Here is a 22,323-nt window from a genome sequence, read left to right on the forward strand (position 1 = left end):
AAGAACAAATATCTTGTCATGCAAGCATTCGCCAGGTATATTTACATGAATATCGTTCATATAGCGGATTGAAATCAAAACAATACAATATATTTCTTAAATAGATTTTCTATAAAAGCTAGATTCAAGCTCTATAAAAATAGACGCAGTTCTTCTAAAATACTGGAATAGGACATATAAATCATTGTAGACACGTGTTTTATAGATTATTTCAAAAGAATGACTAGAACATGAAAAATAGTCTCAAAACTTTGAACAATATTCTGAAAACAAAAAAGAAAGACGCGAGTTTCCACAACCTCATCGTGGAAACTCGCGTCTTTCAAAAAATAGGGTGAATTGAAAACTAGAACAAGACACTACATTTTCTAAATGATGCCTAATAAAAATTCTAAATGCTACACCAAATTGCTCACATCTCATTTCAAACCATACAGTATATTGAAACTATAAGAGTACACCTTTGCTTCTAAAATATTGCTAGAAATTAATTTGACTATCCTGATTGATTTGTCCTGTTTTTATTTCATTTTACTATAGGACTTTCAATTGAAAACAACAGTTTTACACTCAATTAGACTTTTTAGAAACAGAATCACTATTACTTGACTGTAGTTTGTCATTTTTTTGATGAAGTTAGCACTTTTTCAGAAACTGTTTTGAAAGTCTCAATGATATAGTCCACTTCTTCATCGCTTAGTTTAGTATGAAGAGGGAGCGTAATTTCATTTTCAAAGAAGGCATAGGCCTTGGGATAATTCGCCATATCAAAGCCAAGATTCTTATAGGCTGTCAAGAGCGGAAGCGGTTTGTAGTGGACATTACTTGCAATTCCTGCTTTAGCCAATTCTTGGATGATGAGATTACGTTCTTCTAAACTCGCTCCTTCTACATGAGTGATGTAGAGATGGCGTGAAGATTCGACAGTATCAGTCTTGTGTGCCAATGGATGGATACGAGAACCTGCAAAACCACGATCATAGCGGTCCACGATGTCCTTACGACGTTGCAACAAACTTGGATAGCGGTCCAATTGTACCAAACCAAGCGATGCCATGATATCAGTCATATTGCACTTGTAGGCTGGTGTTACGATATCGTATTCCCATGAGCCCAGTTGCATCTTAGCAAGAGCATCCTTGGTTTGTCCGTGAAGGGAAAGAATTTGGAATTCCTTGTACATTTCTTCGTCATCAATCGCTGGATTGGCCTTCCAAGTGGCACTTCCACCTTCTGCCGTTGTAAAGTTCTTAACGGCGTGGAATGAGAAGGAAGTAAAGTCCGCGATAGAACCAGCAGGTTGCCCTTTATAAGTTGATCCCAAAGCATGGGCACTATCAGAGACAATCACAATACGGTTAAAAGCTTTTTGCCACTTGCTTGAAGAAGTAAAGAGGTCACGTTTCTTTTCCACAACTTGGAACAAACGGTCATAGTCGCAAACAATCCCTGCAAGTTCAACCGGAATAATCACCTTAGTCTTTTCAGTAATGGCTTGCTCCAGTAAGTCATAATCCATCTCAAACGTATCTGCTTGGATATCCACCATGACAGGGGTTGCTCCTACGTGAGTGATGACACTACATGAAGCTGTATAAGTCATGGCTGGAACGATGACTTCATCACCATATCCCACTTCAAGCACACGCAAAATTAACTCCAGAGCGGCTGTCGCAGAGTTGAGGCAGACAGTCTTAGGCGTCTGTGTGTATTGAGACAAGCGACGCTCCAGTTCTTTTGTCTTAGGACCTGTTGTAATCCAACCAGAACGCAGAGTGTCTGCTACTTCAGCAATTTCTGCTTCCGTAATATCGGGTGGTGAAAATGGAATATTGTAATTTGGCATTGATTTGCTCCTTTTATTTGTACTCATTTTCTCATGACTACTTTATTTTAGTACTTCAAACACGGTTTGAAACATGATTTTGATGTCTCCAAGAAAACTAAACTCTCGGAGATAGGCGAGGTTATAGCGCATCTTTTCAGGAAGAACATGCTCCACATAGGCTTGGTCAACTGACAGGCCTTTTTCGGTCATTTGACTGATAATAGTGTCCTCATCCTTGTAGTTGATGCTGGCTGGAGAGGTAATCCCTGCTGGCAAGAGCAAGGTCGCCATCATTTCAGGGTTATACTGCTCTGTATAACGTGGCACTTCCGGACGCGTCCCTACAAAGGACATTTCGCCTTTCAGGACATTGACCAGCTGAGGCAGTTCGTCCAAACGGACACGGCGGATGAAATTGCCAACCTTGGTGATGCGGCTGTCGTTAGCAGAAGTCACTAGACTTCCTTTTTTGTCCGCATCCGTCACCATGGTACGGAACTTCCAAATCTTGAACCGACGGTTGTACTGGGTCACGCGCTCTTGCTTGTAAATAACTGGCCCCTTGCTATCCAACTTGATCCAAATGCTCAAAATGAGAAAGATGGGAGAGGTCAGAATCAGCAAGACTACGGCTAGAACCCAGTCCAAGCAACGCTTGAAAATCAGCGAACCCTTCCTTTTAGAGACAAGCTGGTAGTAAGACTCAACCTCGCTTGATTTCATTTCCACGGGCAAGTCTTCCCATTTCAGCATGCTGTTTCTCCTTTGTTTTTATTATACTATTTGTCAACATTTTTCATTATACCACAAAATGGAAAAGGCGGTGAAAGAAATCTGTAATTTGAAGGATTTCCTTCTTACACTCAATGAAAATCAAAGTACAGCTTTTAGGTTGCAGATAAAGCTGACCTGACTTGAATAGATTTTCAAAGAGTATTAAGACATAGCACCCGCCTGCAAGCTATACATCTTGTGATAGGTTCCTCCCAGAGCCAAGAGTTCCTCATGGGTTCCACTCTCGATGATGTGCCCCTTGTCCAAAACATAGATACAATTGGCATCTTGGATAGTAGAAAGACGGTGAGCGATGGCAATGGTTGTCCGTCCCTGTCTCATCTTAGCCAGAGAAGCTTGAACCAAACTTTCTGTTTCAGAGTCAATATTGGCTGTCGCTTCATCCAAAATCAGAATTTTAGGCTGACTGGCGACTGTTCTGGCAAAGGCAAGAAGCTGACGCTGACCAGTAGAGAAGCTCAAACCACGCTCAGAAACAGGGGAATCATAACCCTGAGGAAGTTCTTGAATAAAGGAATCTGCATCCACGAAGGCTGCTGCAGCCTGGACCTGGTCATCACTGATTTCTTGGTACATGGCGATATTGGACTTAATGGTCCCGTGACAGAGGAAGGGTTCCTGCAAGACCAGCCCGATGTTCTTTTTCAACTCTTCCTGACTGTAGTTCCTGATATCCACATCATCCAAGAGAACTCTCCCTGACTGGAATTCATAAAAGCGCATGAGGACATTGATAATAGACGATTTCCCAGAACCTGTATACCCCACAAAGGCAATGGTCTCACCCTTATTAACGGAGAAGGAAATATCATCCAGAATCGGATGTTTGCCATCATATGAGAAGCACACATGTTCAAAACGGATATTGCCTTCTTTGACTTTAGCCTTCCCATCTTCTTGAAGTGGCTCATAGGTCCTCTCATCGATTAAGGCAAAGACACGGCCTGCAGAAATCATGGACGTTTGAAGGGTTGAAAAGTTTTGCGTCACCTCAATCAAGGGATCAAAGAGGCGGTTTATGTACTGGATAAAGGCATACATGGTCCCGGCCGTTATTCCCAGATAAAGTCCACGGTAGCCAAAATAGGCCATCAAGACAGCATAACCTAAGAGTTTCAGCAAACTCATGGCAGGACGCAAAAAGAGGGCATCCAAGGCTACAGAACGGTTGGCAAAGACCAAGTGTTCTTGGTTGATCTCATCAAATTCCACCTGCAGACGCTTCTCTTGATTAAAGGCCTGGATAATTCTGATTCCCTCGATGTTTTCAGCCAGCTTACTATTGATATCAGACAAGAGACTTCTGGTTTTCTCGATAATCTTGACAGATTTTTTTCGATAGAGATTGACCAAAAGGAAAATCAAGGGGAGAAAGAGCAGGACTAAAGCTGTCAAACGAAAATCCAACACCAACATGGTATAAAGAGTTGTCAGAAAGATGAAAACTGCTGAGATAAAGCTGGACAAAATCCCCGAAAACATATCACTGATAGTCTCGGTGTCATTGGTCAAACGAGAGACAATCGAGCCTGCTGGCGTCTTGTCAAAATAAGACATGCCCAGCTTTTCCATATTGGCAAAGGCATCGCGACGAATATCCCTAACAATACTATAGGACACACGCGCAAAGAGAAGATTGCCGACATACTGGACCAGAGTTTGTAGGATATAAAGGCCATAGTAGGCCAGCAAAACCGTCACAGCGAGTTGGTTAAGATTGCTGAGATACTGGTCAATAAAGTGGGAAGCCACAAGGGGAATGACGCTTTTAATGACCGTAGTCGCTAGGAGAAAACTGAGTGCCAAAAAGGTCAGGAGGCCGTAAGGCTTGAGATAAGACATCAAGCGCTTCAATACAGTCCATTGTTCTTGTTTATTCTGCATCTTCTTCTCCTTTCATTTCCAGCTGCTGAGACTGGTAGGTTTGGGCATACCAGCCATCCATAGCTAGCAGGTCTTCGTGTGTGCCCTGTTCAATAATTTGACCATTTTGCAGAACCAAGATTAGATCTGCATGGACAACTGCACTCAGGCGATGAGCCGTAATAATGGTTGTCTTGTCCTTTCGCGTCTCCTTGAGGTTGTCGATAATGGCATACTCTGTCTTGGCATCCACGGCCGACAAAGAATCATCCAAAATCAAGATATCAGGGTCTAAAATCATAGCCCGACTCATGGCCAGACGCTGCTTTTGACCTCCAGAAAGACTGACTCCCTTTTCACCAATCAACGTATCAAATCCCTGAGGCATGGCTACAATGTCTTGGTAAACTTGGGCTAGCTTGGTCGCTTCCTCGACCGCTGAAAGTGGTAAATCAGGATTCCCAAAGCGGATATTGTCTAAGATTGAAGTCGCAAAGAGAAACTGGTCCTGAGGAACATAGCCCATAAGACTGCGAAGGTCTGTCAGACGATAGTCACGAATATTATGACCGTTTAGGTAAATAGCACCCTTATCCACATCATATTCACGCAAGAGAAGCTTGATCAAGGACGTTTTTCCAGAGCCTGTCTGACCAACCAAGCCCAGTGTTTGCGCTTTTTCCAGACTAAAATGAATATCCGTTAGTGTTTCATCATTTTCAAATGCAAAGCTATCAATGGCATACTGCAAGCGCCCGTTTTCAATTCCATCTAAAGGAAACTCAGGGTCTTGTACAGGTGATTCCTGAGACAAAAGTTCCTCAATCCGCTGATAAGAAACCTTCCCTCGCTGAGTAATATTAAAGAGGAAACCAATAGCCATAAGAGGCCAAACCAGCATATCCAAGTAGCTGATAAAGGTAACTAGATTCCCAACCGTGATTTGCCCTTTCTGAACCATCAAGGAGCCGACCAAGAGGGTTAACACATAGGATGAACCAACAAACAAGAGAACCATAGGGTCAAAGAGACTATCGTATTTCATAGTTTGTAGGTTCTTTTGGAAGGTCAATTCATTGACTTCCTGAAAGGACTTGAGCTCATCCGCCTGGTAACCGAAAGACTTGGTCACTTTGATACCTGATACGGACTCCTGTACCTTGTTATTGAGTTCGGAAAAAGCGGTTTGCGATTCGCTAAAGGCCTTATGGGTCTTTCTCCCTAGACGACTGGTCGCATAAGCCATGAAAGGTAAGGGTAAAATGGCAACTAGGGTCATCTGCCATGAAATGCTAAAAAGCATGGTCAACAAGGTCACTAAAGCTGTGATTGAGGCATCCACCGCTGACATAACCCCTCCCCCTGCGAGACGGGTTAAGGCACTGATATCATTGGTTGCGTGTGCCATCAGGTCCCCCGTCCGGTAGGTTTGATAAAAAGCTGGAGACATTTTTGTGAAATGCTCAAACAAGCGAGAGCGCATAATCTGTCCCAAACGGTAGGAAGTACCGAGGATATACATACGCCAAACATAGCGCAGATAGTACATCCCAAAGGCTGCAAGAAGCAAGTAAAATAGGGCAAGAAGGAGGTCCTGCTGGGTTAATTGCCCCGATGTGATGGCATCAATGACCCTCCCCATAACCATGGGGGGAATGAGGTTGAGGACGGAAACCAAGACCAGAGCCACAATCCCGACTAAATAACGGCGTTTTTCTAACTTGAAAAACCACCAAAGTTTTTGAATAATGGACATAACATCCCTTTCTGATTGCAAATAGAAACCTGAGGCCAAGACCCCAGGTTTTTCTTATTCATAGGTTACGACTGTAACGGCACCCTTGTCATACTCAGCGATAAAGATATTAGCTACATTGTCATGTCCTTGCTTGTTGAGGTTATCAAGCAGCCACTCTTCGCTACGACCAATCGACTCCAAAACATCTACTTGGATCACACCGTCAGTCACAACTGGATACTTAGGATTTTCATCTCCCATTTGGACCACGATGAGTTGGCCATTTTGCTCCTGCACAGCTCGTTTAACTTGCTTCATCTGGAAAATTCCTTGGCTACGAAGTTTGAGAGCAACTTCTGCCGCAGACAAACCAACTGAACGACAGGCTTCTGGGTCAATCTGCCCATTTTTGATAAGGAGAGTTGGTTTTCCATCAATCAAGCGTTTGACAAAATGAACATTGTTATTGAGCCACTTTAGGGTCAATACCAAAATCGTCCACATCATCAAAATCACTGCATACTGGAGAATGCTGATAGAACTATTGTAAATCACCCCACCGATGATACCACCAAGAACATAGTTCTGAATTTGGTCTGTCGCAGAGTTAGGTGCCAGGTTCCCCTTTCCTGTCACATTGATAACAAAAACCAGCGAGAAGAGACCCAAGGCCAGTTTGATTAAAATTTCTATATAGTTGAGTGTCATTTGTTTACCTCCACCAATTCAATAGCGTCTGTTTGATGCAATTCTAGTTTCTCTAAAAGATACTTGTCTGGTTGGCTCCCATTCATAGCGCGGTAGAAATTTGAACCTACCTTGACAAGCGCTCCATCAGTGGTTGCAGAAGTATTGACATAAACTTCTGATTTATCCACTCCCAAATCTTTAGAAACGACCTCTATAAAATGAAGGGAGGTTTGAAATTGATTGTTAGAGGCTTGATTGGTCTGGTATTTTGAAATTGTCACCAAAAGCAGGGCCACTAAAGTCAGGGCCAAAATCATGACCAATTCCCGAAACTTAGTCCCCTTTTTATCTCGATAAGCCTTAAAAGCAAAAAATCCTGTGATAGCTAGGAGCACAATCCCAAAGCCAATCATCATTCCATTTTGCTGACTGATTTGGCTAAGTACATAGTCATATGAGTAAAATTTCATTTATTTTCACTCCCTTTCATAAAATCATTCTTTATTATAAACGAAAGAGGGTGATTTTTCAAACCATACGTTGGGGAAATAGACATATCAGACCAACTTCTCAAACTAATGACTCCAGTAGCTATTTCAAGATTCTGATTTTGATAATTGATAAGAATAGACACTAGGAATTATCACTACAAAGAAAAGTGTCAAGAAGAATACCCAGTAAACATATAGTTGCACAAAGGAATTTAGAAACAATAACAATCCTCCTAATACCCAAATTTTTCCAGCTAGGCGATGCGTTTTTCTCCAGTTTCCATCATTCTCCAAGGTCCACGGTAGTCGAATACCGACTATATAATTTCGGTGTGTTTTTGGTAGATAATTTCCAATTATGATCATCATGACTCCCATAAAAATCTGAGCTAGTAGCCCACTCATCATGGAATAACCCAAAGATTCTCCGAAGATAGAAATCATTAATAGACAAGATACAAAAGGAATAATCCAGTAAATCAAAAGTTGTATTTTTGAACTGATATTGCTAGATTTAGGATCCTTAATCATTAAAAATAGAAGCAACCAATGCATCAAAAGCATGAGAGTAGGTAATCCAAAGATAGCAGACATTTTATGATTGTAGCCATCTGCTTGACCCAGTAGATTAAAATGAGTGGGTATCTCCTCTGGTAATTGATTCCAGAAAACACAACCTACAAGGGAAGGTAGTAGGATGAGAATGCTCGTAAATAATACCAATTTCTTATTGATTTTTATCTTCATCAAAATGATCTCCTTTCAGATCTGCTAACCAAACCATTATATCCTCTAAAACCGATGTGTTTAACTCATAATAAATAAAGTTTTTTTCTTTCATTTCATGAATCAAATCCGCTGCTTTCAAAATCGTGAGATGATGTGAAATAGTTGCACTAGTCAACTCGAATTGACTGGCAATTTCTCCTGCAGATAATCTACCTGCTTTGAGTAAATTTAAAATCTCTCTCCTAACTGGATGAGATAAGGCTTTAAAACTATTTGCAAAACTCATAATGACTCCTTTCCCTTTGTAATATTAGTAGGGCTAGGACTAAGCAAGGTAGAACTGATAGCATTCCTGTCGGTGATGGGCCTAAAATCAAGAGGCTTGAAATTTTTTCTCCTGGTAATTGAAAGAGTAAACCAAGACCTGCAGTTGCATTGATTGCCCCATGAAATAGGGCAGAAGCCCAGATAGAACCTGTCTTTTCCAACAACCAGCTCAACAATATTCCTACGCTAAAACAAAATAGAAACATGGCGACAACTCCCAAAACAGGATAAGCAAAATAAGATAGTCCATAATTATAGCCTTGCAAATTGATTGGTAGATGCCAAAGACTCCAAATGAGACCAAGCAAGACATGAGTCTGGACTATTGAAAAGCGTCCTCTTAGAGCTGGGTAAAGATAGCCACGCCAACCAATTTCCTCCCCCAATGCAAAGAAACTATTAAGAAAAGGAGCGTAGGTCAAACTAGCTAAGATTTGAATCAAGGCCAAGAAAGATAAGGGAATGGCTGATTGAGAGACACCTTTTGCTTGTAAGATGGCTTGAATAGATTCAAAACCAAGGCTGAAATTGCTAGGGAATACAAGAAAATAAAGTCCTGCTCCTAAAAAACTGATAACTGCTGGTAACCAGATAGCTAGTAAGTAAAAGCGCCAGTTCCTCTTGAAATTCACGGCTAATTTAGATTTGATTCCACTAGGTTGATTCGTTATTTTCCCTAAGAGAAAGACTGCAAGCGCAGGCATCCACATGGCTACAATACTAGCAAGTTGACTCCATGGAGAATTTAGACCAACACCACCTATCCATAGTGCCAACCATATTATCCAAGCAAGGACATAAGCCAAGACCACAAAAAGAAGGATTGTTCTCTTATTTGACATATATGTAACTTCACTTTCTATTTAGATGTTTTTCTAAATAACATTATACACCTTTCTATTCTAAACACAAGAACTATTTAGATTTTTTTCTAAATAGTTTAGGGGATTTTTATTTTCTCAGGATAAAGTTTAAAGAGTGATTTTTCAAACCATACATTGGGGAAATAGACCTTTTTTTGGTATAATAAAATCTATAATCTGAATGAAAAAGGTAACTTTATGAAACTTATCTCATGGAATATTGATTCCCTCAATGCTGCCCTAACTAGTGACTCAGCTCGTGCCAAATTGTCCCAAGAAGTCCTACAAACCTTGGTCGCTGAAAATGCTGATATCATTGCTATCCAAGAAACCAAGCTTTCTGCCAAGGGGCCTACAAAGAAACACTTGGAGATTTTAGAAGAACTCTTCCCAGGCTACGCAAACACGTGGCGCTCTTCACAAGAACCTGCCCGGAAAGGCTATGCTGGAACCATGTTCCTCTATAAGAAAGAACTCTCACCCACTGTCACTTTCCCAGAAATCGGTGCCCCTTCTACCATGGACTTGGAAGGTCGTATCATCACTCTAGAATTTGATAAATTTTTCGTTACCCAAGTTTACACACCAAATGCTGGAGATGGACTCAAACGCTTGGAAGAACGTCAAGTCTGGGATGTCAAATATGCTGAGTATTTAGCGGAGTTGGACAAACAAAAACCAGTCCTTGCAACCGGTGACTACAACGTAGCCCACAATGAAATCGACCTTGCAAATCCTGCTAGCAACCGCCGTTCACCTGGATTTACCGACGAGGAACGTGCTGGATTTACCAACCTTTTGGCAACTGGATTTACGGATACCTTCCGCCACATTCACGGCGATGCTCCAGAACGCTACACTTGGTGGGCACAACGCAGCAAGACTTCTAAAATCAACAATACTGGCTGGAGAATCGACTACTGGCTCACAAGTAACCGCATCGCTGACAATGTGACTAAGTCTGATATGATCGACTCAGGTGCGCGTCAAGACCACACACCCATTGTCATGGAGATTGAGCTCTAAGGAGAAAGCTAATGGACTATCAAGCTGTCATTCCTGAATTTGTAGTATCTGACCTCGAAAAGTCACGCCACTTCTACTGCGACTTGCTGGGATTCTCTGTCGAATACGAGCGCCCCGAGGAGAAATTTCTCTTCCTCTCGCTTGAAGACTGTCAACTTATGCTAGAAGAAGGCGGCGCAGGAGAATTAGCTCAGCTGAACTATCCTTTCGGGCGCGGTGTCAATATTTCCTTTGGCATTGAAGATGTTCCTCAGCTCCACCAAAAACTGCTGGAAGCTGACTATCCTATCTATCGTCCCCTGACAAAAAGAGAATTTCGAGTAGGAGATAGCTTTATATATCCCCATGAATTTGCGATTTTGGATCCAGATGGCTATTTTTTAAGATTTAGCGAGTAGAATAATAAAGATTGGGAAAAAGTCTTTAAAGTTAGAAAGAGGCATATTGTCAGGTGTTTAAAAACCTAATAATATGCCCTTTTATGATGGAAAAACTTCTAAATGTTAGCCAATAAGTTAATTCTTGCCCACTTTTATTATATTTGTTCGTTTTTAAAACCAAAATACTAACAAAATATTTGATTTTTAAAGTTATTTAGTGTAAAATAAAAACATTGGCTCAAGCCTATTTAAAATTGAATATCGTTTTACTTGTTTATGTCGTGAATTGGCACGATGTTTCTACAAGGTGCCGGAACACCTAACAATAAGTAAGTCAGAAGTGAGGTATGGTCGTTTTTGCCATGCCTATTTTGGGGACTTACTTAGAGATCAAGTAAGTCCTTTTTCTATTACATACTAGAAACTCTAGACAAGCAAATGAAGCATCTTTTAGACTTTAGGAGGTCTTATGAAATTATTAGAAGAGCGCATCCTCAAGGATGGGCATATCTTGGGTGACAACATCCTCAAGGTGGATTCCTTTTTAACCCACCAAGTTGACTTTAGCCTGATGCGAGAAATCGGTAAGGTCTTTGCGGAAAAATTTGCTTCTGCTGGTATTACCAAGGTCGTAACCATTGAAGCGTCAGGTATTGCCCCAGCCGTTTTTACAGCTGAAGCCTTAAACGTTCCCATGATTTTCGCCAAAAAAGCAAAAAACATCACTATGAACGAAGGTATCTTAACTGCCGAAGTTTACTCCTTTACCAAGCAGGTAACCAGCACCGTTTCTATCGCTGGAAAATTCCTCTCACCAGAGGACAAGGTCTTGATTATCGACGATTTCCTTGCTAATGGCCAAGCTGCCAAAGGCTTGATTCAAATCATTGAACAAGCTGGTGCCACAGTCGAAGCTATCGGTATTGTGATTGAAAAATCCTTCCAAGATGGCCGTGATTTGCTTGAAAAAGCAGGCTACCCTGTACTATCACTTGCTCGTTTGGATCGTTTTGAAAATGGTCAGGTCGTATTTAAGGAGGCAGATCTCTAATGCAAACTCAAGAAAAACACTCGCAAGCAGCCGTTCTTGGCTTGCAGCACTTACTAGCCATGTACTCAGGATCCATCCTGGTTCCCATCATGATTGCGACAGCCCTTGGCTATTCAGCTGAACAGTTAACCTACCTGATTTCTACAGATATCTTCATGTGTGGGGTGGCAACCTTCCTCCAACTCCAACTCAACAAATACTTTGGGATTGGACTCCCAGTCGTTCTTGGAGTTGCCTTCCAATCGGTCGCTCCCTTGATTATGATTGGACAAAGCCATGGTAGTGGCGCTATGTTTGGTGCCCTTATCGCATCAGGGATTTACGTTGTTTTTGTTTCAGGCATCTTCTCAAAAGTGGCCAATCTCTTCCCATCTATCGTAACAGGATCTGTTATTACCACTATTGGTTTAACCTTGATTCCTGTCGCTATTGGAAATATGGGAAATAACGTTCCAGAGCCAACTGGTCAAAGTCTCTTGCTTGCAGCTATCACTGTTCTGATTATCCTCTTGATTAACATCTTTACCAAAGGATTTATCAAGTCTATCTCTATTTTGATTGGTCTGGTTGTTGGAACTGCCATTGCTGCTAGCATGGGCTTAGTTGACTTCTCTCCAGTTGCGGCAGCACCACTTGTCCATGTCCCAACTCCACTCTACTTTGGGATGCCAACCTTTGAAATCTCATCTATTGTCATGATGTGTATCATCGCAACGGTGTCTATGGTTGAGTCTACTGGTGTTTATCTGGCCTTGTCTGATATCACAAAAGATCCGATCGACAGCACGCGCCTTCGCAACGGTTACCGCGCAGAAGGTTTGGCCGTACTTCTTGGAGGAATCTTTAACACCTTCCCTTACACAGGATTTTCACAAAACGTTGGTTTGGTTAAATTATCAGGTATCAAAACTCGCCTACCAATCTACTACGCAGCTGGTTTCCTGGTTCTCCTTGGACTCCTTCCTAAGTTTGGTGCCCTTGCTCAAATCATTCCAAGCCCTGTCCTCGGTGGTGCCATGCTGGTAATGTTTGGTTTTGTGTCTATTCAAGGGATGCAAATCCTCGCCCGTGTTGACTTTGCTAACAATGAACACAACTTCCTTATTGCAGCTGTATCAATCGCTGCAGGTGTCGGACTCAATAACAGTAATCTCTTTATCAGCATGCCGACAGCCTTCCAAATGTTCTTCTCAAACGGAATCGTCGTAGCCAGCCTCCTCGCCATTGTCCTCAATGCCGTATTAAATCATAAAAAGAAATAAGAAAAAGAGGTGCGAGCCTCTTTTTTGTGTAGCTAATGAGCAATCATTATAAAAATAAATCAGCTAAAAATCCTTCTCTTAACATCTCTAAATTAAATATGTTCGTAATATGACTAAATGCTTCTGCTAATGGTAAGTGTGCTGTTTTCCATCCTTGACCATCAGTAACCCAAACAAATTCAACATCGTCATCTGAAGTAACAACAAATTCACTGAGTTCAGTAAACTCTCCAGCAACCGCTTTTAATTTACTTCCTCCTCCGCCATAGTAATTCGTTTCAATCAACCAAACCTTATGTTTTTCTCGGGAATAAACTGCAACATCAAATCTTCTTTCAGACTTATCGACAGGTACTTTAATCCCCCACTTGTCTTTAATATATTGGGCTGTAGCTTGAGCTTTCCAATCCAATTTTTGTTCCTGAGAAATTTTTGCTACGTGTCTCTCTAAAATTCCCTCCATGGTTGTCCCACTTCGGTTTTTTCGTGCATTGCTATCTAATCCAGTCTCCACTCCATAAACATAATCAACTAATGAACGATTAGCGTGTTGTTGTAAAAACTTCAATAAACCAGATTTCTCAATAAATTTTATGTAATCATCTATTCTGCTAGCGTCTATCGTTTTGAAATCCAATTGCTCAAAAGACATATTATCGTCATTATCTATTGTCAGAATATCTAAAACATTATCACGACTTGCAATCAGACTAGGAATTGCTTTTAATAAATTAGGTTGTTTAGTGAACAAGTCAAGAGCTTCTATGTAAATATCATCTTTACCAATTAAGTAGTTTAAAGTGTTCAACTCTAGTTCATACTTCTTTGTCTCACGATCAACTTTCTCCCAATTTACATAATATTCAGGAGTTCTGTTGGTAATTGATAATGATTCTAAGAAAATCATTAACCTTTCTTGTGGAGTTTTTATTAAATAATTTTTTAAATTCATAGTTAATTGTCCTCTTGTTTAGGTAATGGTAAGCCAATCGCATCTAACGGAATATAATTAAAATAATATTTACATCCAACACTAATAATATAATCTAAAGTATCTTTATATCGTGGATTTTTAAACCAATCTTTATCTAATAGATATGAATAACTGACTTCCTTATTTAATGGAGAAAATAGTTTTTTGTATTGTTTTAATTTAAAATCACATGTTTGTAACTTTTCGTCAACGCTGCCACCTTTACTCTGTGTCTTTTTCTCAACTATATAAACTGTATTTTTACTTACTACAAAAATTGCTTCATCAGGTAGTAATTGAGCTGATATAATTTTTGTATAATCAAATCCATCAATTTCATCAAAGTAGCGATAGAGACCAGTTTTTTGGAAAATCTGTCCAACTTCGTCTCCTAAAAATTTTACACTCCATCTAAAAGGTTTCGAACGCAATTTAGTTCCTTTGATGATTTTCGTATTTCCTCCTTGTTCCGTCCTTTTAGTATCATAGTCAATATTCTCAATACTGTAGCCATCTTGACTAGCCAAAAATGTAGGGAAATCCGTTTGTATTTCAAAAGCTAAACCTGTTTTAGTATTTGCTCCTCCAATGCCACCTTTTTTCATTCTGTATATTCCAACCTCTTCCTTGCAATTTTCAAATATTCTTTTTCAGCATCAATACCTATAAATCTTCTACCTAATCGCTTAGCAACTACTCCAGTTGTTCCACTTCCTACAAACGGGTCTAAAATGTAATCCCCTTCTTTAGTAGAAGCCAAAATTATACGTTCCAATAAATATTCTGGTTTTTGTGTTGGATGCTTGCCAGCCCATTTCTCAGCTTTTTTCGTCAAAGCACCTGTCCAAACATCTTTCATTTGCTTACCATCATTTAGCTCTTTCATCAAATCATAATTGTAGTAATGACGAGCTTTTTTATCATTTTTTCTGGCCCATAAAATGGTTTCAGTAGAATGGGTAAAATAACGACAAGATAAATTGGGGGCAGGGTTTGTTTTCTGCCAAGTAATGTTATTTAGAATTTTAAAACCTTCTTGCTCTAATGCCATTCCAACTGAGTATATGTTGTGCAAACTCCCTGAAATCCAAATAGTCCCATTAGGCTTCAAAACTTCTTTTGCTAAACGAATCCATTTACGATTGAATTCGTGCTTTTCCTCAAAGGAAGAAATCTTATCCCAGTCACCTTTATCTACAGATACAACCTGTCCCCCAGAATTTGATATACCACCGTTACTCAAAAAATATGGAGGATCAGCAAAGATCATGTCCATGCTTTCTGGTTTCATTTTCGATAATAACTTAAACGTATCTGCATGAACAAGAATCATTTTATCTTTATTATAGTATGGTTTTGTCATTAAAACACCTCCATACTTATATTCGTTATTTTTCATAATTTGTGACTATAATTTCAGAAATTTTTCCTCGACTCGAAGATTTTGCTCCATTAGTTCGGGTAGCTTCAACATAATGGATATTAAAATCTCGATACAACTCCTCTACCAAAAAACTAGAGGAGTTTGACAACATGACATAAGCCCCTGCATCACTCAATTTCTTAAAGGTATCTCTTAATCTTACTTGATCATCATATGAAAACCCCTCATGAGTGTAGGAAGTAAAGGCACTTGTCTCTGACAATGGAATATACGGGGGATCAAAATATACAAAATCCCCTGGTTGAACATCCAAAACAGCCTTTTCAAAATCTCCTTTTTTAATTTCTATTTGATTATTATTCAGATAAGTTGAAATAGCAGATACCAAATTCTCATCAACAATTTTAGGATTTTTATAACGACCATAAGGTACATTAAACTGATTCTTAGAATTCACACGATATAAACCATTAAAGTCTACTCTCAACATATAGAGTATACGTGCTGCCCTTTGTACTTCAGACATCATATCTATTCTTTCATCACGATCAGCAGAACGTAAATCTAAATAATATTCTTTTGAATTATATTCCTGATGAACTTTCAAAATTTCAATCAATTCTTGAGGATTGTCCTTAATTTGTTGATAGCAATTTATTAGTTCAGCGTTAAAATCATTAATAACTGCATCTTTAGGAGCTAAATCAAAAAATAAAGCTCCACCTCCAACAAAAGGTTCGAAATACCTGTTATAGGTTTTAGGCATTAATTCTCTAATAACAGGCAATAATTGTCTTTTACCACCTGTCCATTTCGTGAACGGTTGTAAAGTAACTTCCTTTATTTCTTTTATCTTCATGCTTTTAATTATACCATAGAAATTAAAACACAACTCTTGTATTTTCTACCACATTACTAAATTTTCTATTTTAGAATTAAATCATATCAATATCAAAAAATGAGTAAGGCAAATTTTATAAATTCCAAAATTCACCTCACTCTATTAAATTACTCTCTATATCCTTACCTGTCTGTCTTCTGACCGTTGGCCTGTGACAAACATGGTAAAGGTTGCTTTACAGACATTTCTGCCATCTTGATTAGTGATATCGACATCCACGACACAAGTTGTGCGACCTTGATGGACACATTCTCCTTTTATTGTCAATACATCATCAAGTTTTCCTGCCTTGAGGTAGTTGATAGAAGATTGGAGTGTCACTCCATCAAGTCCCAGAGATATGACCACCAAACCACTGATCTGGTCGCAAAGGGTAAAGAGATAGCCACCATGGGCATTGCCATAGTAGTTGAGCGACGAGTCTACTACTTTGGTCGTCACCACAACGTGACCATCTCTCATTTGTTCAATTTCGTAATTTTCAAAGGCAGATATAGCGTCAAAATGAAAATCTTTCATCGTTTCCTCCTGATATTTCAAACGACACTATGATACTACTTTTTATAGGACTGTGCAAGGAGAAAGCTCCTAGTCTGGTAAAATTCCGACCTGTTCCACAAAGCGCATAAAGGCTGCCTGCCCTTGTTCCGTCTGCTTGTAGACTCCTGCATCCTCAAGTACACGCGCAAAGATAGCCCCCACAGAGTCCTTGACGATTTCAAGGGCTTTTTCTCTATCTGTTAGGTCTGGATGTTGGACTTTGAGTTGGTATGCCCATTCCTGATGATAATCGGCAACTGCATCAGCTTCTCCTACAAGATAGCTAGCGACTTGCTCCACTTCTTCTTTCAGACGTGGTGGAAGGATAGCCAAACCCATAACCTCAATTAAGCCGATATTTTCCTTCTTGATATGTTGGACATCCTTGTGGGGATGATAGATGCCATCAGGATGCTTTGCAGAAGTCTGATTGTCTCTCAAGACCAAGTCCAACTCAAACTGTCCATCGCGTTTACGAGCAATCGGTGTAATGGTATGGTGTGGTGTTCCATTACTTTCTGCCAAGACTTGCACCCTTGGATCTGAATACTGGCGCCATTCCTGCAAAATCTTGTCAGCTAAGATGATCAAATCTTCTTTGGAATCCGAAGTCAAACGCAACACTGACATGGGCCACTTGACAATTCCAGCCTTGACCTGCTCAAAACCAGTAAAAGAGAAAGTCTTTTGCAAGGGAGCCAATTCCATAGGAAATACGTGACGGCCTCCCTGATAATGATCATGAGTTAGAATAGAGCCCCCCACAATCGGCAGGTCGGCATTAGAGCCAGCAAAATATCCTGGAAACTGCTCTACAATAGCCAGTAGACGCTCAAAACTCTGACGGCTAATCGCCATGGGACGATGCTGCCCATCTAAGAAAATACAGTGCTCATTAAAATAAGCATAGGGCGAATACTGGAAGCCCCACTCCTGACCAGCCATTTCAAAGCGGATAATACGGTGATTGCTGCGAGCTGGGTGGTTGACCCGACCATGGTAGCCTTCATTCTCTATACAAAGCTGACACTGAGGATAATTGCTAGCTTGCACCCACTTAGCTGCCGCAATCTCCTTCGGATCCTTTTCAGGCTTAGAGAGATTGATGGTAATTTCAAGTTCTCCGTAGTCAGATGGAACACGATAAGCGATATTTTTAGCAATAGCCTTGAGTTTGATGTAGTCATTCTTCTGACTGAGTTGGTAGAAATCCGCAATCGCCTGCTCAGGAGATTGGGCGTAGGTTGCCCAAAAGTCACGATTGACCTGACTTGGACAAGGGGTCACCAAGTCCATCAGTTCAGCACCAAGGATTTCACGCGCAGTCTGACTATCCTCAATCGTCTCTAATCGAACGGCTTCCTCAACCAGCTGGTCCTTGAGGTCAATCACTTTATCCAGATTGGTCTCAACTTCCAAAACACCGTCTCCCACTCGTGCCAAAACACGATTAGTCAGGTAGATTCGATCCATTTCCTCATATGAACTTTCAGAAATGACATATGTTACAAATTTATCTACTAAGGTCACTATAGAGCCTCCTTTTGACTAGTCAAGGACGCGAGTGCCACCTGCAACTTCAGCGATATAGAAGCTTGGAGCGTAGCCAACTACTTCCTCGTAGTGTTTGCCTACAGCTTCCTTAAAGGTCTCAACAGTATCTTTTTGAACCAAGGCAATGGCACATCCGCCAAAACCTGCCCCTGTCATACGAGCACCGAGAACGCCTTCTTGTGCCCAAGCTGTGTGAACAAGGATATCCAATTCCAAGCCAGTTACTTCATAATCATGCTCAAGAGAAACGTGAGACGCATTCATCAAACGACCAAATGTTTCCAAATCTCCTGCTTGAAGGGCTGCTTGAGCTTTGAGGGTACGTTTATTTTCAAGCACTGCATGACGAGCACGTTTCAAACGATTTTCATCTTTAATCAGATAGCTATATTGGTCAAAGGCCCACTCATCCAATTCACCCAAGGTCTGAATATCTAAGGCAACTTGCAATTCTTCCACTGCTTTTTCACACTCAGCACGGCGTTCATTGTACTTAGAGTCTGCTAGTTCACGACGTTTATTGGTGTTCATGATAACAACGACATTGTCCTTCAAATCAAGTGGTACCAAATCATATTCTAAAGTATTAGTATCTAGGTAAATTGCACGTTGGTCAGCCCCCATACCGATAGCAAACTGGTCCATGATACCAGAGTTGACTCCGATAAAGTTGTTTTCTGTTTGTTTTCCGATTTTAACCAAATCGAGACGCTCTAATTTTAAATCAAAGAGATGCTCTGCCACGACCCCTGTCAAGAGTTCCAATGATGCTGAAGAAGATAATCCAGCACCATTTGGGATATTCCCATAAACATAAAAATCAAAACCTTTGTCAATCACATGTCCAGCTTCTTGCAAGAAATGAAGAACCCCTTTTGGATAGTTGGTCCAGCTGTGCTCTTTTTCAAACTTGAGGTCGGCGAGAGGCGCTTCGATAATTCCCTTGTCCTCAAAGTTAGCTGAGTAGAAACGCAAAACTTGGTCTTCACGCTTGCGAGCTGCCCCATATGTTCCCAAGGAAATAGCAGCAGGAAAAACGTGCCCACCGTTGTAGTCTGTGTGTTCACCAATCAAATTGATACGACCTGGTGAGAAGAAAGTTTGGTCTGCTTCTTGACCAAAAACAGCAAGAAAGTCTTTACGAAGAGCTTCAGCAGTAAGATGTTGTGTCATATGAATTCTCCTTTTACTGTCCGTTAAGTCACCTTAACGTGTAATCGTTTTCTTCTATTGTATCCAAGGGATTTTCCAAGGTCAATCCTTTTTACTAAACTTTTACTAAAATATCGGTAAAAGGCAGAAAAATATGATATACTAACATAAAAGAAGGAGGATTTATGGCTACCTTAAAAGACATTGCACAGCTAGCCTCTGTCTCTATCGCGACTGTATCCCGTGTCCTCAACGGCGACCAGAGCCTATCTGTCACAGAAGAAACCAGACACCGTATTTTAACCGTTGCTGAAGAGTTGGGTTACACCAAGCACCTCAAGACAGGCGAGTCCCACAAACCCAAACAAAAGATTGCCATTATCCAATGGGTCAGCGAACAAGGGGAACTGGACGACCTCTACTACTACCAGATTCGCCTAGGCATAGAAAAAAGAGCCCAAGAGTTGGACTATGATATCTTGCGCTATTTTAATGACCATCCTTTTACATTAAGCGAGGAAGTGATTGGGATTCTCTGCATCGGAAAATTTAGCCGAGCTCAGATTTCTGCCTTTGAAGAATACCAAAAACCCCTGGTCTTTCTAGACAGTGATACACTTTCCCTGGGACATACCTGCATTATTACGGACTTTTACACTGCCATGAAACAGGTTGTCGATTATTTCCTCAGTCAAGGGATGGACCGTATCGGGATTCTAACAGGGCTTGAGGAAACAACAGACCAAGAAGAAATCATTGAGGATAAGCGGCTGGAAAATTTCAGAAACTACAGTCAAGCGAAGGGAATTTATCATGATGAACTGGTCTTTCAAGGAAGCTTTACTGCCCAGTCTGGCTATGACTTGATGAAGGAGGCTATTCAGAGTTTGGGAGACCAACTGCCACCAGCCTTTTTTGCAGCTAGCGATAGTTTAGCTATCGGTGCCCTCCGTGCCCTCCAAGAAGCTGGAATCACTCTGCCAGACCGCGTCAGCCTTATTTCCTTTAACGACACCAGCCTGACCAAGCAGGTCTATCCACCCCTCTCCAGCATCACCGTCTATACCGAAGAAATGGGCCGAGCAGGTATGGATATTCTTAACAAAGAAGTACTCCACGGTCGCAAAATACCTAGCCTGACCATGCTGGGAACCAGACTGACTCTGAGAGAAAGTACAAGGAATGATTAGGATTACAAAACGACCTCTAGCAAGGCTGTTTCTCTAATAATCTCTATGATTCCGCTCCAACTCACACCTTTCGCTTATGTGCTTGGTGACTTTCTAGGTCAGCATCAACTTCAATGGTAATATTTTGAAAGCCACAATCTTTGAGGAAAATTCGAATAGATTCTTTACAAGTTTCCATATGCTCCATCTCTTTTAAACAAACATGGACAATGGCATTTTTTTCCAAACCATCCATAGTCCAGAGATTAAGCTGATTGACACTAGCGACATGGTCCAATTCTGCTAAATCCGTCTTGATCTTCTGGATATCTACTCCTTCTGGCACTGCATCGAGGAATATCTTGAGCGTGCTCCAAAAACGTGGAAGGGCTTTTGACAGAATAAAGAAGGAAATAGCAAGAGACAAGAGCGGATCCAAGATATACCAATCGGTAAATCGAAGAACAATGGCCATCAGGATGACAGCCACCCAACCCAAGGTATCTTCCAGAAAGTGCAGGCTGAGAATGGATTCGTTCTTGGTTTGTCCTTTGCGAATGACGAGACTCGCTAGCACATTGATAGTAATCGCAATAATTCCTAACCAGAGAATCCCCTTATCATTGACCGATTGTGGATGAAAGATTTTCGCTATATTTTCCAAAATGACCAAAACGGACCCTGTCATAAGAATCACAGCCGTTACCATGGCCCCTAAAAGGCTAAAACGCTTGTAGCCCAAGGTATAGTGGCTGTCTTCTTCACGATTGGAGATACTTTCCAAAAAGGCTGAGATCCCAATAGCAATCGCATCTCCCAAGTCATGCACCGAGTCAGCAAGAACTGCACTGGACCCAAACACTCCACCAGCGATAAACTCGACAATGGCATAAGTCAAATTTAAGAAAAAAGCTAGCCAAACAGTATATTTTGCCTTCATATTTCTCATTCCTTTGTTATAATAGATTTATGAACATCTTGTTCATTATCATTATCCACTAAAACTCAAAGAAAGGATAGAAGCAAAAGGTCAGCTTTATTCAGTTCTGAACAATTTGCCTCAAGTGTCCATATGACTAACATTGACCGCCGTATCAGTAAAACAAAAAAAGCCATCTATCAAGCTTTTCTACAACTTTTGAACACTAAGGGCTACGAGGCCACTACTGTTCAGGATATTATTGATCTCGCAGATGTGGGACGTTCTACTTTTTACTGTCACTATGAGAGCAAGGAGCTGCTTCTGGACGAGCTTTGCCGCTACCTATTCCATCATCTTTTTGAAAGAGAGCAAGCCATTTCAACCGAAGATTACCTCGCCCACCTCTTTCTGCATTTTCAGAAAAATCAAGACCATATCACCAGTTTACTATTCTCCAAGAATGACTACTTCCTCCGCCAACTCCAGAGAGAGTTGGAACACCACGTCTACCCCATGCTGGCTGATGAGTTGAAAGAATCTCACCCAAGTCTACCTGCTTCTTATCTCCAACACTTGGTCGTGACCAACTTTATCGAAACATTGACCTGGTGGCTCAAAAAAGGTCAAGACTTCACAAATCAGGAAGTTGTCCAGTTTTATCTAGACCTTCTCATTTCTAAAGACT

The 22,323-nt window shown here is 40.8% G+C and carries 23 protein-coding genes and 1 riboswitch; of the genes, 6 read left to right on the forward strand and 17 right to left on the reverse strand.

What is annotated here, in order from left to right:
* Window positions 1-619: 619 nt before the first annotated feature.
* From SMSK597_RS10450 to SMSK597_RS10480, 9 genes are all read right to left on the reverse strand, one after another.
* A complete protein-coding gene (locus tag SMSK597_RS10450) occupies window positions 620-1,846 on the reverse strand; it encodes a DegT/DnrJ/EryC1/StrS family aminotransferase (protein WP_001134535.1) in 1,227 nt (408 codons plus the stop codon).
* Window positions 1,847-1,888: 42 nt separating this feature from the next.
* The gene (locus SMSK597_RS10455; RefSeq protein WP_000922214.1) at window positions 1,889-2,581 is read right to left on the reverse strand and encodes a sugar transferase; all 693 of its coding nucleotides are present in this window, start codon (window positions 2,579-2,581) and stop codon (window positions 1,889-1,891) included.
* A 183-nt stretch (window positions 2,582-2,764) separates the two neighbouring features.
* Window positions 2,765-4,507, reverse strand: coding sequence for an ABC transporter ATP-binding protein (locus SMSK597_RS0103015; RefSeq protein WP_001180165.1), 1,743 nt, complete (start codon window positions 4,505-4,507; stop codon window positions 2,765-2,767).
* Complete coding sequence (locus SMSK597_RS10460; RefSeq protein WP_000022589.1) at window positions 4,497-6,242, reverse strand: ABC transporter ATP-binding protein; 1,746 nt, start codon at window positions 6,240-6,242, stop codon at window positions 4,497-4,499. Before SMSK597_RS10460 ends, SMSK597_RS0103015 begins: the two co-directional genes overlap by 11 nt.
* Window positions 6,243-6,296: 54 nt before the next feature.
* Window positions 6,297-6,932 carry a DUF421 domain-containing protein gene (locus tag SMSK597_RS10465; RefSeq protein ID WP_000174437.1) on the reverse strand — a complete coding sequence of 212 codons (636 nt, stop codon included), beginning with the start codon at window positions 6,930-6,932 and terminating at the stop codon, window positions 6,297-6,299.
* Window positions 6,929-7,384: a DUF3290 family protein gene (locus tag SMSK597_RS10470; protein ID WP_000675342.1), complete on the reverse strand. Its 456-nt coding sequence runs from the start codon at window positions 7,382-7,384 to the stop codon at window positions 6,929-6,931. The genes SMSK597_RS10465 and SMSK597_RS10470 overlap by 4 nt, the downstream gene beginning before the upstream one ends.
* 126 nt (window positions 7,385-7,510) lie before the next feature.
* Window positions 7,511-8,152 (reverse strand): SdpI family protein, encoded by a 642-nt coding sequence (locus tag SMSK597_RS10475; protein ID WP_000694120.1) that lies wholly within the window; start codon window positions 8,150-8,152, stop codon window positions 7,511-7,513.
* Window positions 8,133-8,420, reverse strand: a complete 288-nt coding sequence (locus tag SMSK597_RS0103020) for an autorepressor SdpR family transcription factor (protein WP_000006510.1) — start codon at window positions 8,418-8,420, stop codon at window positions 8,133-8,135. Before SMSK597_RS0103020 ends, SMSK597_RS10475 begins: the two co-directional genes overlap by 20 nt.
* Window positions 8,404-9,303: a CPBP family intramembrane glutamic endopeptidase gene (locus SMSK597_RS10480; RefSeq protein WP_000066798.1), complete on the reverse strand. Its 900-nt coding sequence runs from the start codon at window positions 9,301-9,303 to the stop codon at window positions 8,404-8,406. Before SMSK597_RS10480 ends, SMSK597_RS0103020 begins: the two co-directional genes overlap by 17 nt.
* A gap of 219 nt (window positions 9,304-9,522) precedes the next feature.
* On the opposite strand from SMSK597_RS10480, the gene SMSK597_RS10485 reads away from it, so the two are divergent.
* From SMSK597_RS10485 to SMSK597_RS10500, 4 genes are all read left to right on the forward strand, one after another.
* The gene (locus tag SMSK597_RS10485) at window positions 9,523-10,350 is read left to right on the forward strand and encodes an exodeoxyribonuclease III (protein ID WP_000767442.1); all 828 of its coding nucleotides are present in this window, start codon (window positions 9,523-9,525) and stop codon (window positions 10,348-10,350) included.
* Window positions 10,351-10,361: 11 nt separating this feature from the next.
* On the forward strand, window positions 10,362-10,748 hold the full coding sequence (locus SMSK597_RS10490) for a bleomycin resistance protein (RefSeq protein ID WP_000386229.1): 387 nt from the start codon (window positions 10,362-10,364) through the stop codon (window positions 10,746-10,748).
* A gap of 232 nt (window positions 10,749-10,980) precedes the next feature.
* A riboswitch (purine riboswitch) is annotated at window positions 10,981-11,076 on the forward strand.
* A 123-nt stretch (window positions 11,077-11,199) separates the two neighbouring features.
* Window positions 11,200-11,781, forward strand: coding sequence for a xanthine phosphoribosyltransferase (locus SMSK597_RS10495; RefSeq protein ID WP_000770415.1), 582 nt, complete (start codon window positions 11,200-11,202; stop codon window positions 11,779-11,781).
* Window positions 11,781-13,043 carry a nucleobase:cation symporter-2 family protein gene (locus SMSK597_RS10500; protein WP_001194470.1) on the forward strand — a complete coding sequence of 421 codons (1,263 nt, stop codon included), beginning with the start codon at window positions 11,781-11,783 and terminating at the stop codon, window positions 13,041-13,043. The genes SMSK597_RS10495 and SMSK597_RS10500 overlap by 1 nt, the downstream gene beginning before the upstream one ends.
* A 46-nt stretch (window positions 13,044-13,089) precedes the next feature.
* Here the strand turns inward: SMSK597_RS10500 and SMSK597_RS10505 are convergent, their stop codons facing one another.
* From SMSK597_RS10505 to SMSK597_RS10530, 7 genes are all read right to left on the reverse strand, one after another.
* On the reverse strand, window positions 13,090-13,995 hold the full coding sequence (locus SMSK597_RS10505) for a type II restriction endonuclease (protein WP_001049915.1): 906 nt from the start codon (window positions 13,993-13,995) through the stop codon (window positions 13,090-13,092).
* 2 nt (window positions 13,996-13,997) lie between these two features.
* Window positions 13,998-14,621 (reverse strand): hypothetical protein, encoded by a 624-nt coding sequence (locus SMSK597_RS0103025; RefSeq protein WP_000715242.1) that lies wholly within the window; start codon window positions 14,619-14,621, stop codon window positions 13,998-14,000.
* Window positions 14,618-15,379, reverse strand: a complete 762-nt coding sequence (locus tag SMSK597_RS10510; protein ID WP_004238415.1) for a DNA-methyltransferase — start codon at window positions 15,377-15,379, stop codon at window positions 14,618-14,620. Before SMSK597_RS10510 ends, SMSK597_RS0103025 begins: the two co-directional genes overlap by 4 nt.
* Window positions 15,380-15,404: 25 nt before the next feature.
* Complete coding sequence (locus tag SMSK597_RS10515) at window positions 15,405-16,259, reverse strand: DNA adenine methylase (protein WP_004238417.1); 855 nt, start codon at window positions 16,257-16,259, stop codon at window positions 15,405-15,407.
* Between the two features lie 156 nt (window positions 16,260-16,415).
* Window positions 16,416-16,820, reverse strand: coding sequence for a PaaI family thioesterase (locus tag SMSK597_RS10520; RefSeq protein WP_000651221.1), 405 nt, complete (start codon window positions 16,818-16,820; stop codon window positions 16,416-16,418).
* Between the two features lie 69 nt (window positions 16,821-16,889).
* Window positions 16,890-18,371 (reverse strand): UDP-glucose--hexose-1-phosphate uridylyltransferase, encoded by a 1,482-nt coding sequence (locus SMSK597_RS10525; RefSeq protein WP_000177015.1) that lies wholly within the window; start codon window positions 18,369-18,371, stop codon window positions 16,890-16,892.
* 18 nt (window positions 18,372-18,389) lie between these two features.
* A complete protein-coding gene (locus SMSK597_RS10530; protein ID WP_000191963.1) occupies window positions 18,390-19,568 on the reverse strand; it encodes a galactokinase in 1,179 nt (392 codons plus the stop codon).
* Between the two features lie 164 nt (window positions 19,569-19,732).
* Here SMSK597_RS10530 and galR point away from each other — a divergent pair, with 164 nt between their 5' ends.
* Complete coding sequence (gene galR, locus SMSK597_RS10535) at window positions 19,733-20,737, forward strand: DNA-binding transcriptional regulator GalR (protein ID WP_000212482.1); 1,005 nt, start codon at window positions 19,733-19,735, stop codon at window positions 20,735-20,737.
* A gap of 61 nt (window positions 20,738-20,798) precedes the next feature.
* Here the strand turns inward: galR and SMSK597_RS10540 are convergent, their stop codons facing one another.
* Entirely contained in the window at window positions 20,799-21,656 is an 858-nt protein-coding gene (locus SMSK597_RS10540; protein WP_000645150.1) for a cation diffusion facilitator family transporter, read from the reverse strand.
* Between the two features lie 132 nt (window positions 21,657-21,788).
* Here SMSK597_RS10540 and SMSK597_RS0103030 point away from each other — a divergent pair.
* A partial coding sequence (locus SMSK597_RS0103030; protein ID WP_000181707.1) for a TetR/AcrR family transcriptional regulator occupies window positions 21,789-22,323 on the forward strand: 535 nt, incomplete at its 3' end.

The organism is Streptococcus mitis SK597 (assembly GCF_000148545.1).
GTDB lineage: Bacteria > Bacillota > Bacilli > Lactobacillales > Streptococcaceae > Streptococcus > Streptococcus mitis_C.

What these genes read in the sequence shown, in the direction of transcription:
- SMSK597_RS10500 (WP_001194470.1), top strand. Translation starts at nt 11,781, where the DNA reads ATGCAAACTCAAGAAAAACACTCGCAAGCAGCCGTTCTTGGCTTGCAG.
- SMSK597_RS0103025 (WP_000715242.1), bottom strand. Translation starts at nt 14,621, where the DNA reads ATGAAAAAAGGTGGCATTGGAGGAGCAAATACTAAAACAGGTTTAGCT.
- SMSK597_RS10460 (WP_000022589.1), bottom strand. Translation starts at nt 6,242, where the DNA reads ATGTCCATTATTCAAAAACTTTGGTGGTTTTTCAAGTTAGAAAAACGC.
- SMSK597_RS10480 (WP_000066798.1), bottom strand. Translation starts at nt 9,303, where the DNA reads ATGTCAAATAAGAGAACAATCCTTCTTTTTGTGGTCTTGGCTTATGTC.
- SMSK597_RS10465 (WP_000174437.1), bottom strand. Translation starts at nt 6,932, where the DNA reads ATGACACTCAACTATATAGAAATTTTAATCAAACTGGCCTTGGGTCTC.
- SMSK597_RS10490 (WP_000386229.1), top strand. Translation starts at nt 10,362, where the DNA reads ATGGACTATCAAGCTGTCATTCCTGAATTTGTAGTATCTGACCTCGAA.
- SMSK597_RS10455 (WP_000922214.1), bottom strand. Translation starts at nt 2,581, where the DNA reads ATGCTGAAATGGGAAGACTTGCCCGTGGAAATGAAATCAAGCGAGGTT.
- SMSK597_RS10530 (WP_000191963.1), bottom strand. Translation starts at nt 19,568, where the DNA reads ATGACACAACATCTTACTGCTGAAGCTCTTCGTAAAGACTTTCTTGCT.
- SMSK597_RS10520 (WP_000651221.1), bottom strand. Translation starts at nt 16,820, where the DNA reads ATGAAAGATTTTCATTTTGACGCTATATCTGCCTTTGAAAATTACGAA.
- SMSK597_RS10485 (WP_000767442.1), top strand. Translation starts at nt 9,523, where the DNA reads ATGAAACTTATCTCATGGAATATTGATTCCCTCAATGCTGCCCTAACT.
- SMSK597_RS10515 (WP_004238417.1), bottom strand. Translation starts at nt 16,259, where the DNA reads ATGAAGATAAAAGAAATAAAGGAAGTTACTTTACAACCGTTCACGAAA.
- SMSK597_RS10505 (WP_001049915.1), bottom strand. Translation starts at nt 13,995, where the DNA reads ATGAATTTAAAAAATTATTTAATAAAAACTCCACAAGAAAGGTTAATG.
- SMSK597_RS10475 (WP_000694120.1), bottom strand. Translation starts at nt 8,152, where the DNA reads ATGAAGATAAAAATCAATAAGAAATTGGTATTATTTACGAGCATTCTC.
- SMSK597_RS10495 (WP_000770415.1), top strand. Translation starts at nt 11,200, where the DNA reads ATGAAATTATTAGAAGAGCGCATCCTCAAGGATGGGCATATCTTGGGT.
- SMSK597_RS0103015 (WP_001180165.1), bottom strand. Translation starts at nt 4,507, where the DNA reads ATGCAGAATAAACAAGAACAATGGACTGTATTGAAGCGCTTGATGTCT.
- SMSK597_RS10540 (WP_000645150.1), bottom strand. Translation starts at nt 21,656, where the DNA reads ATGAAGGCAAAATATACTGTTTGGCTAGCTTTTTTCTTAAATTTGACT.
- SMSK597_RS0103020 (WP_000006510.1), bottom strand. Translation starts at nt 8,420, where the DNA reads ATGAGTTTTGCAAATAGTTTTAAAGCCTTATCTCATCCAGTTAGGAGA.
- galR (WP_000212482.1), top strand. Translation starts at nt 19,733, where the DNA reads ATGGCTACCTTAAAAGACATTGCACAGCTAGCCTCTGTCTCTATCGCG.
- SMSK597_RS10510 (WP_004238415.1), bottom strand. Translation starts at nt 15,379, where the DNA reads ATGACAAAACCATACTATAATAAAGATAAAATGATTCTTGTTCATGCA.
- SMSK597_RS10450 (WP_001134535.1), bottom strand. Translation starts at nt 1,846, where the DNA reads ATGCCAAATTACAATATTCCATTTTCACCACCCGATATTACGGAAGCA.
- SMSK597_RS10470 (WP_000675342.1), bottom strand. Translation starts at nt 7,384, where the DNA reads ATGAAATTTTACTCATATGACTATGTACTTAGCCAAATCAGTCAGCAA.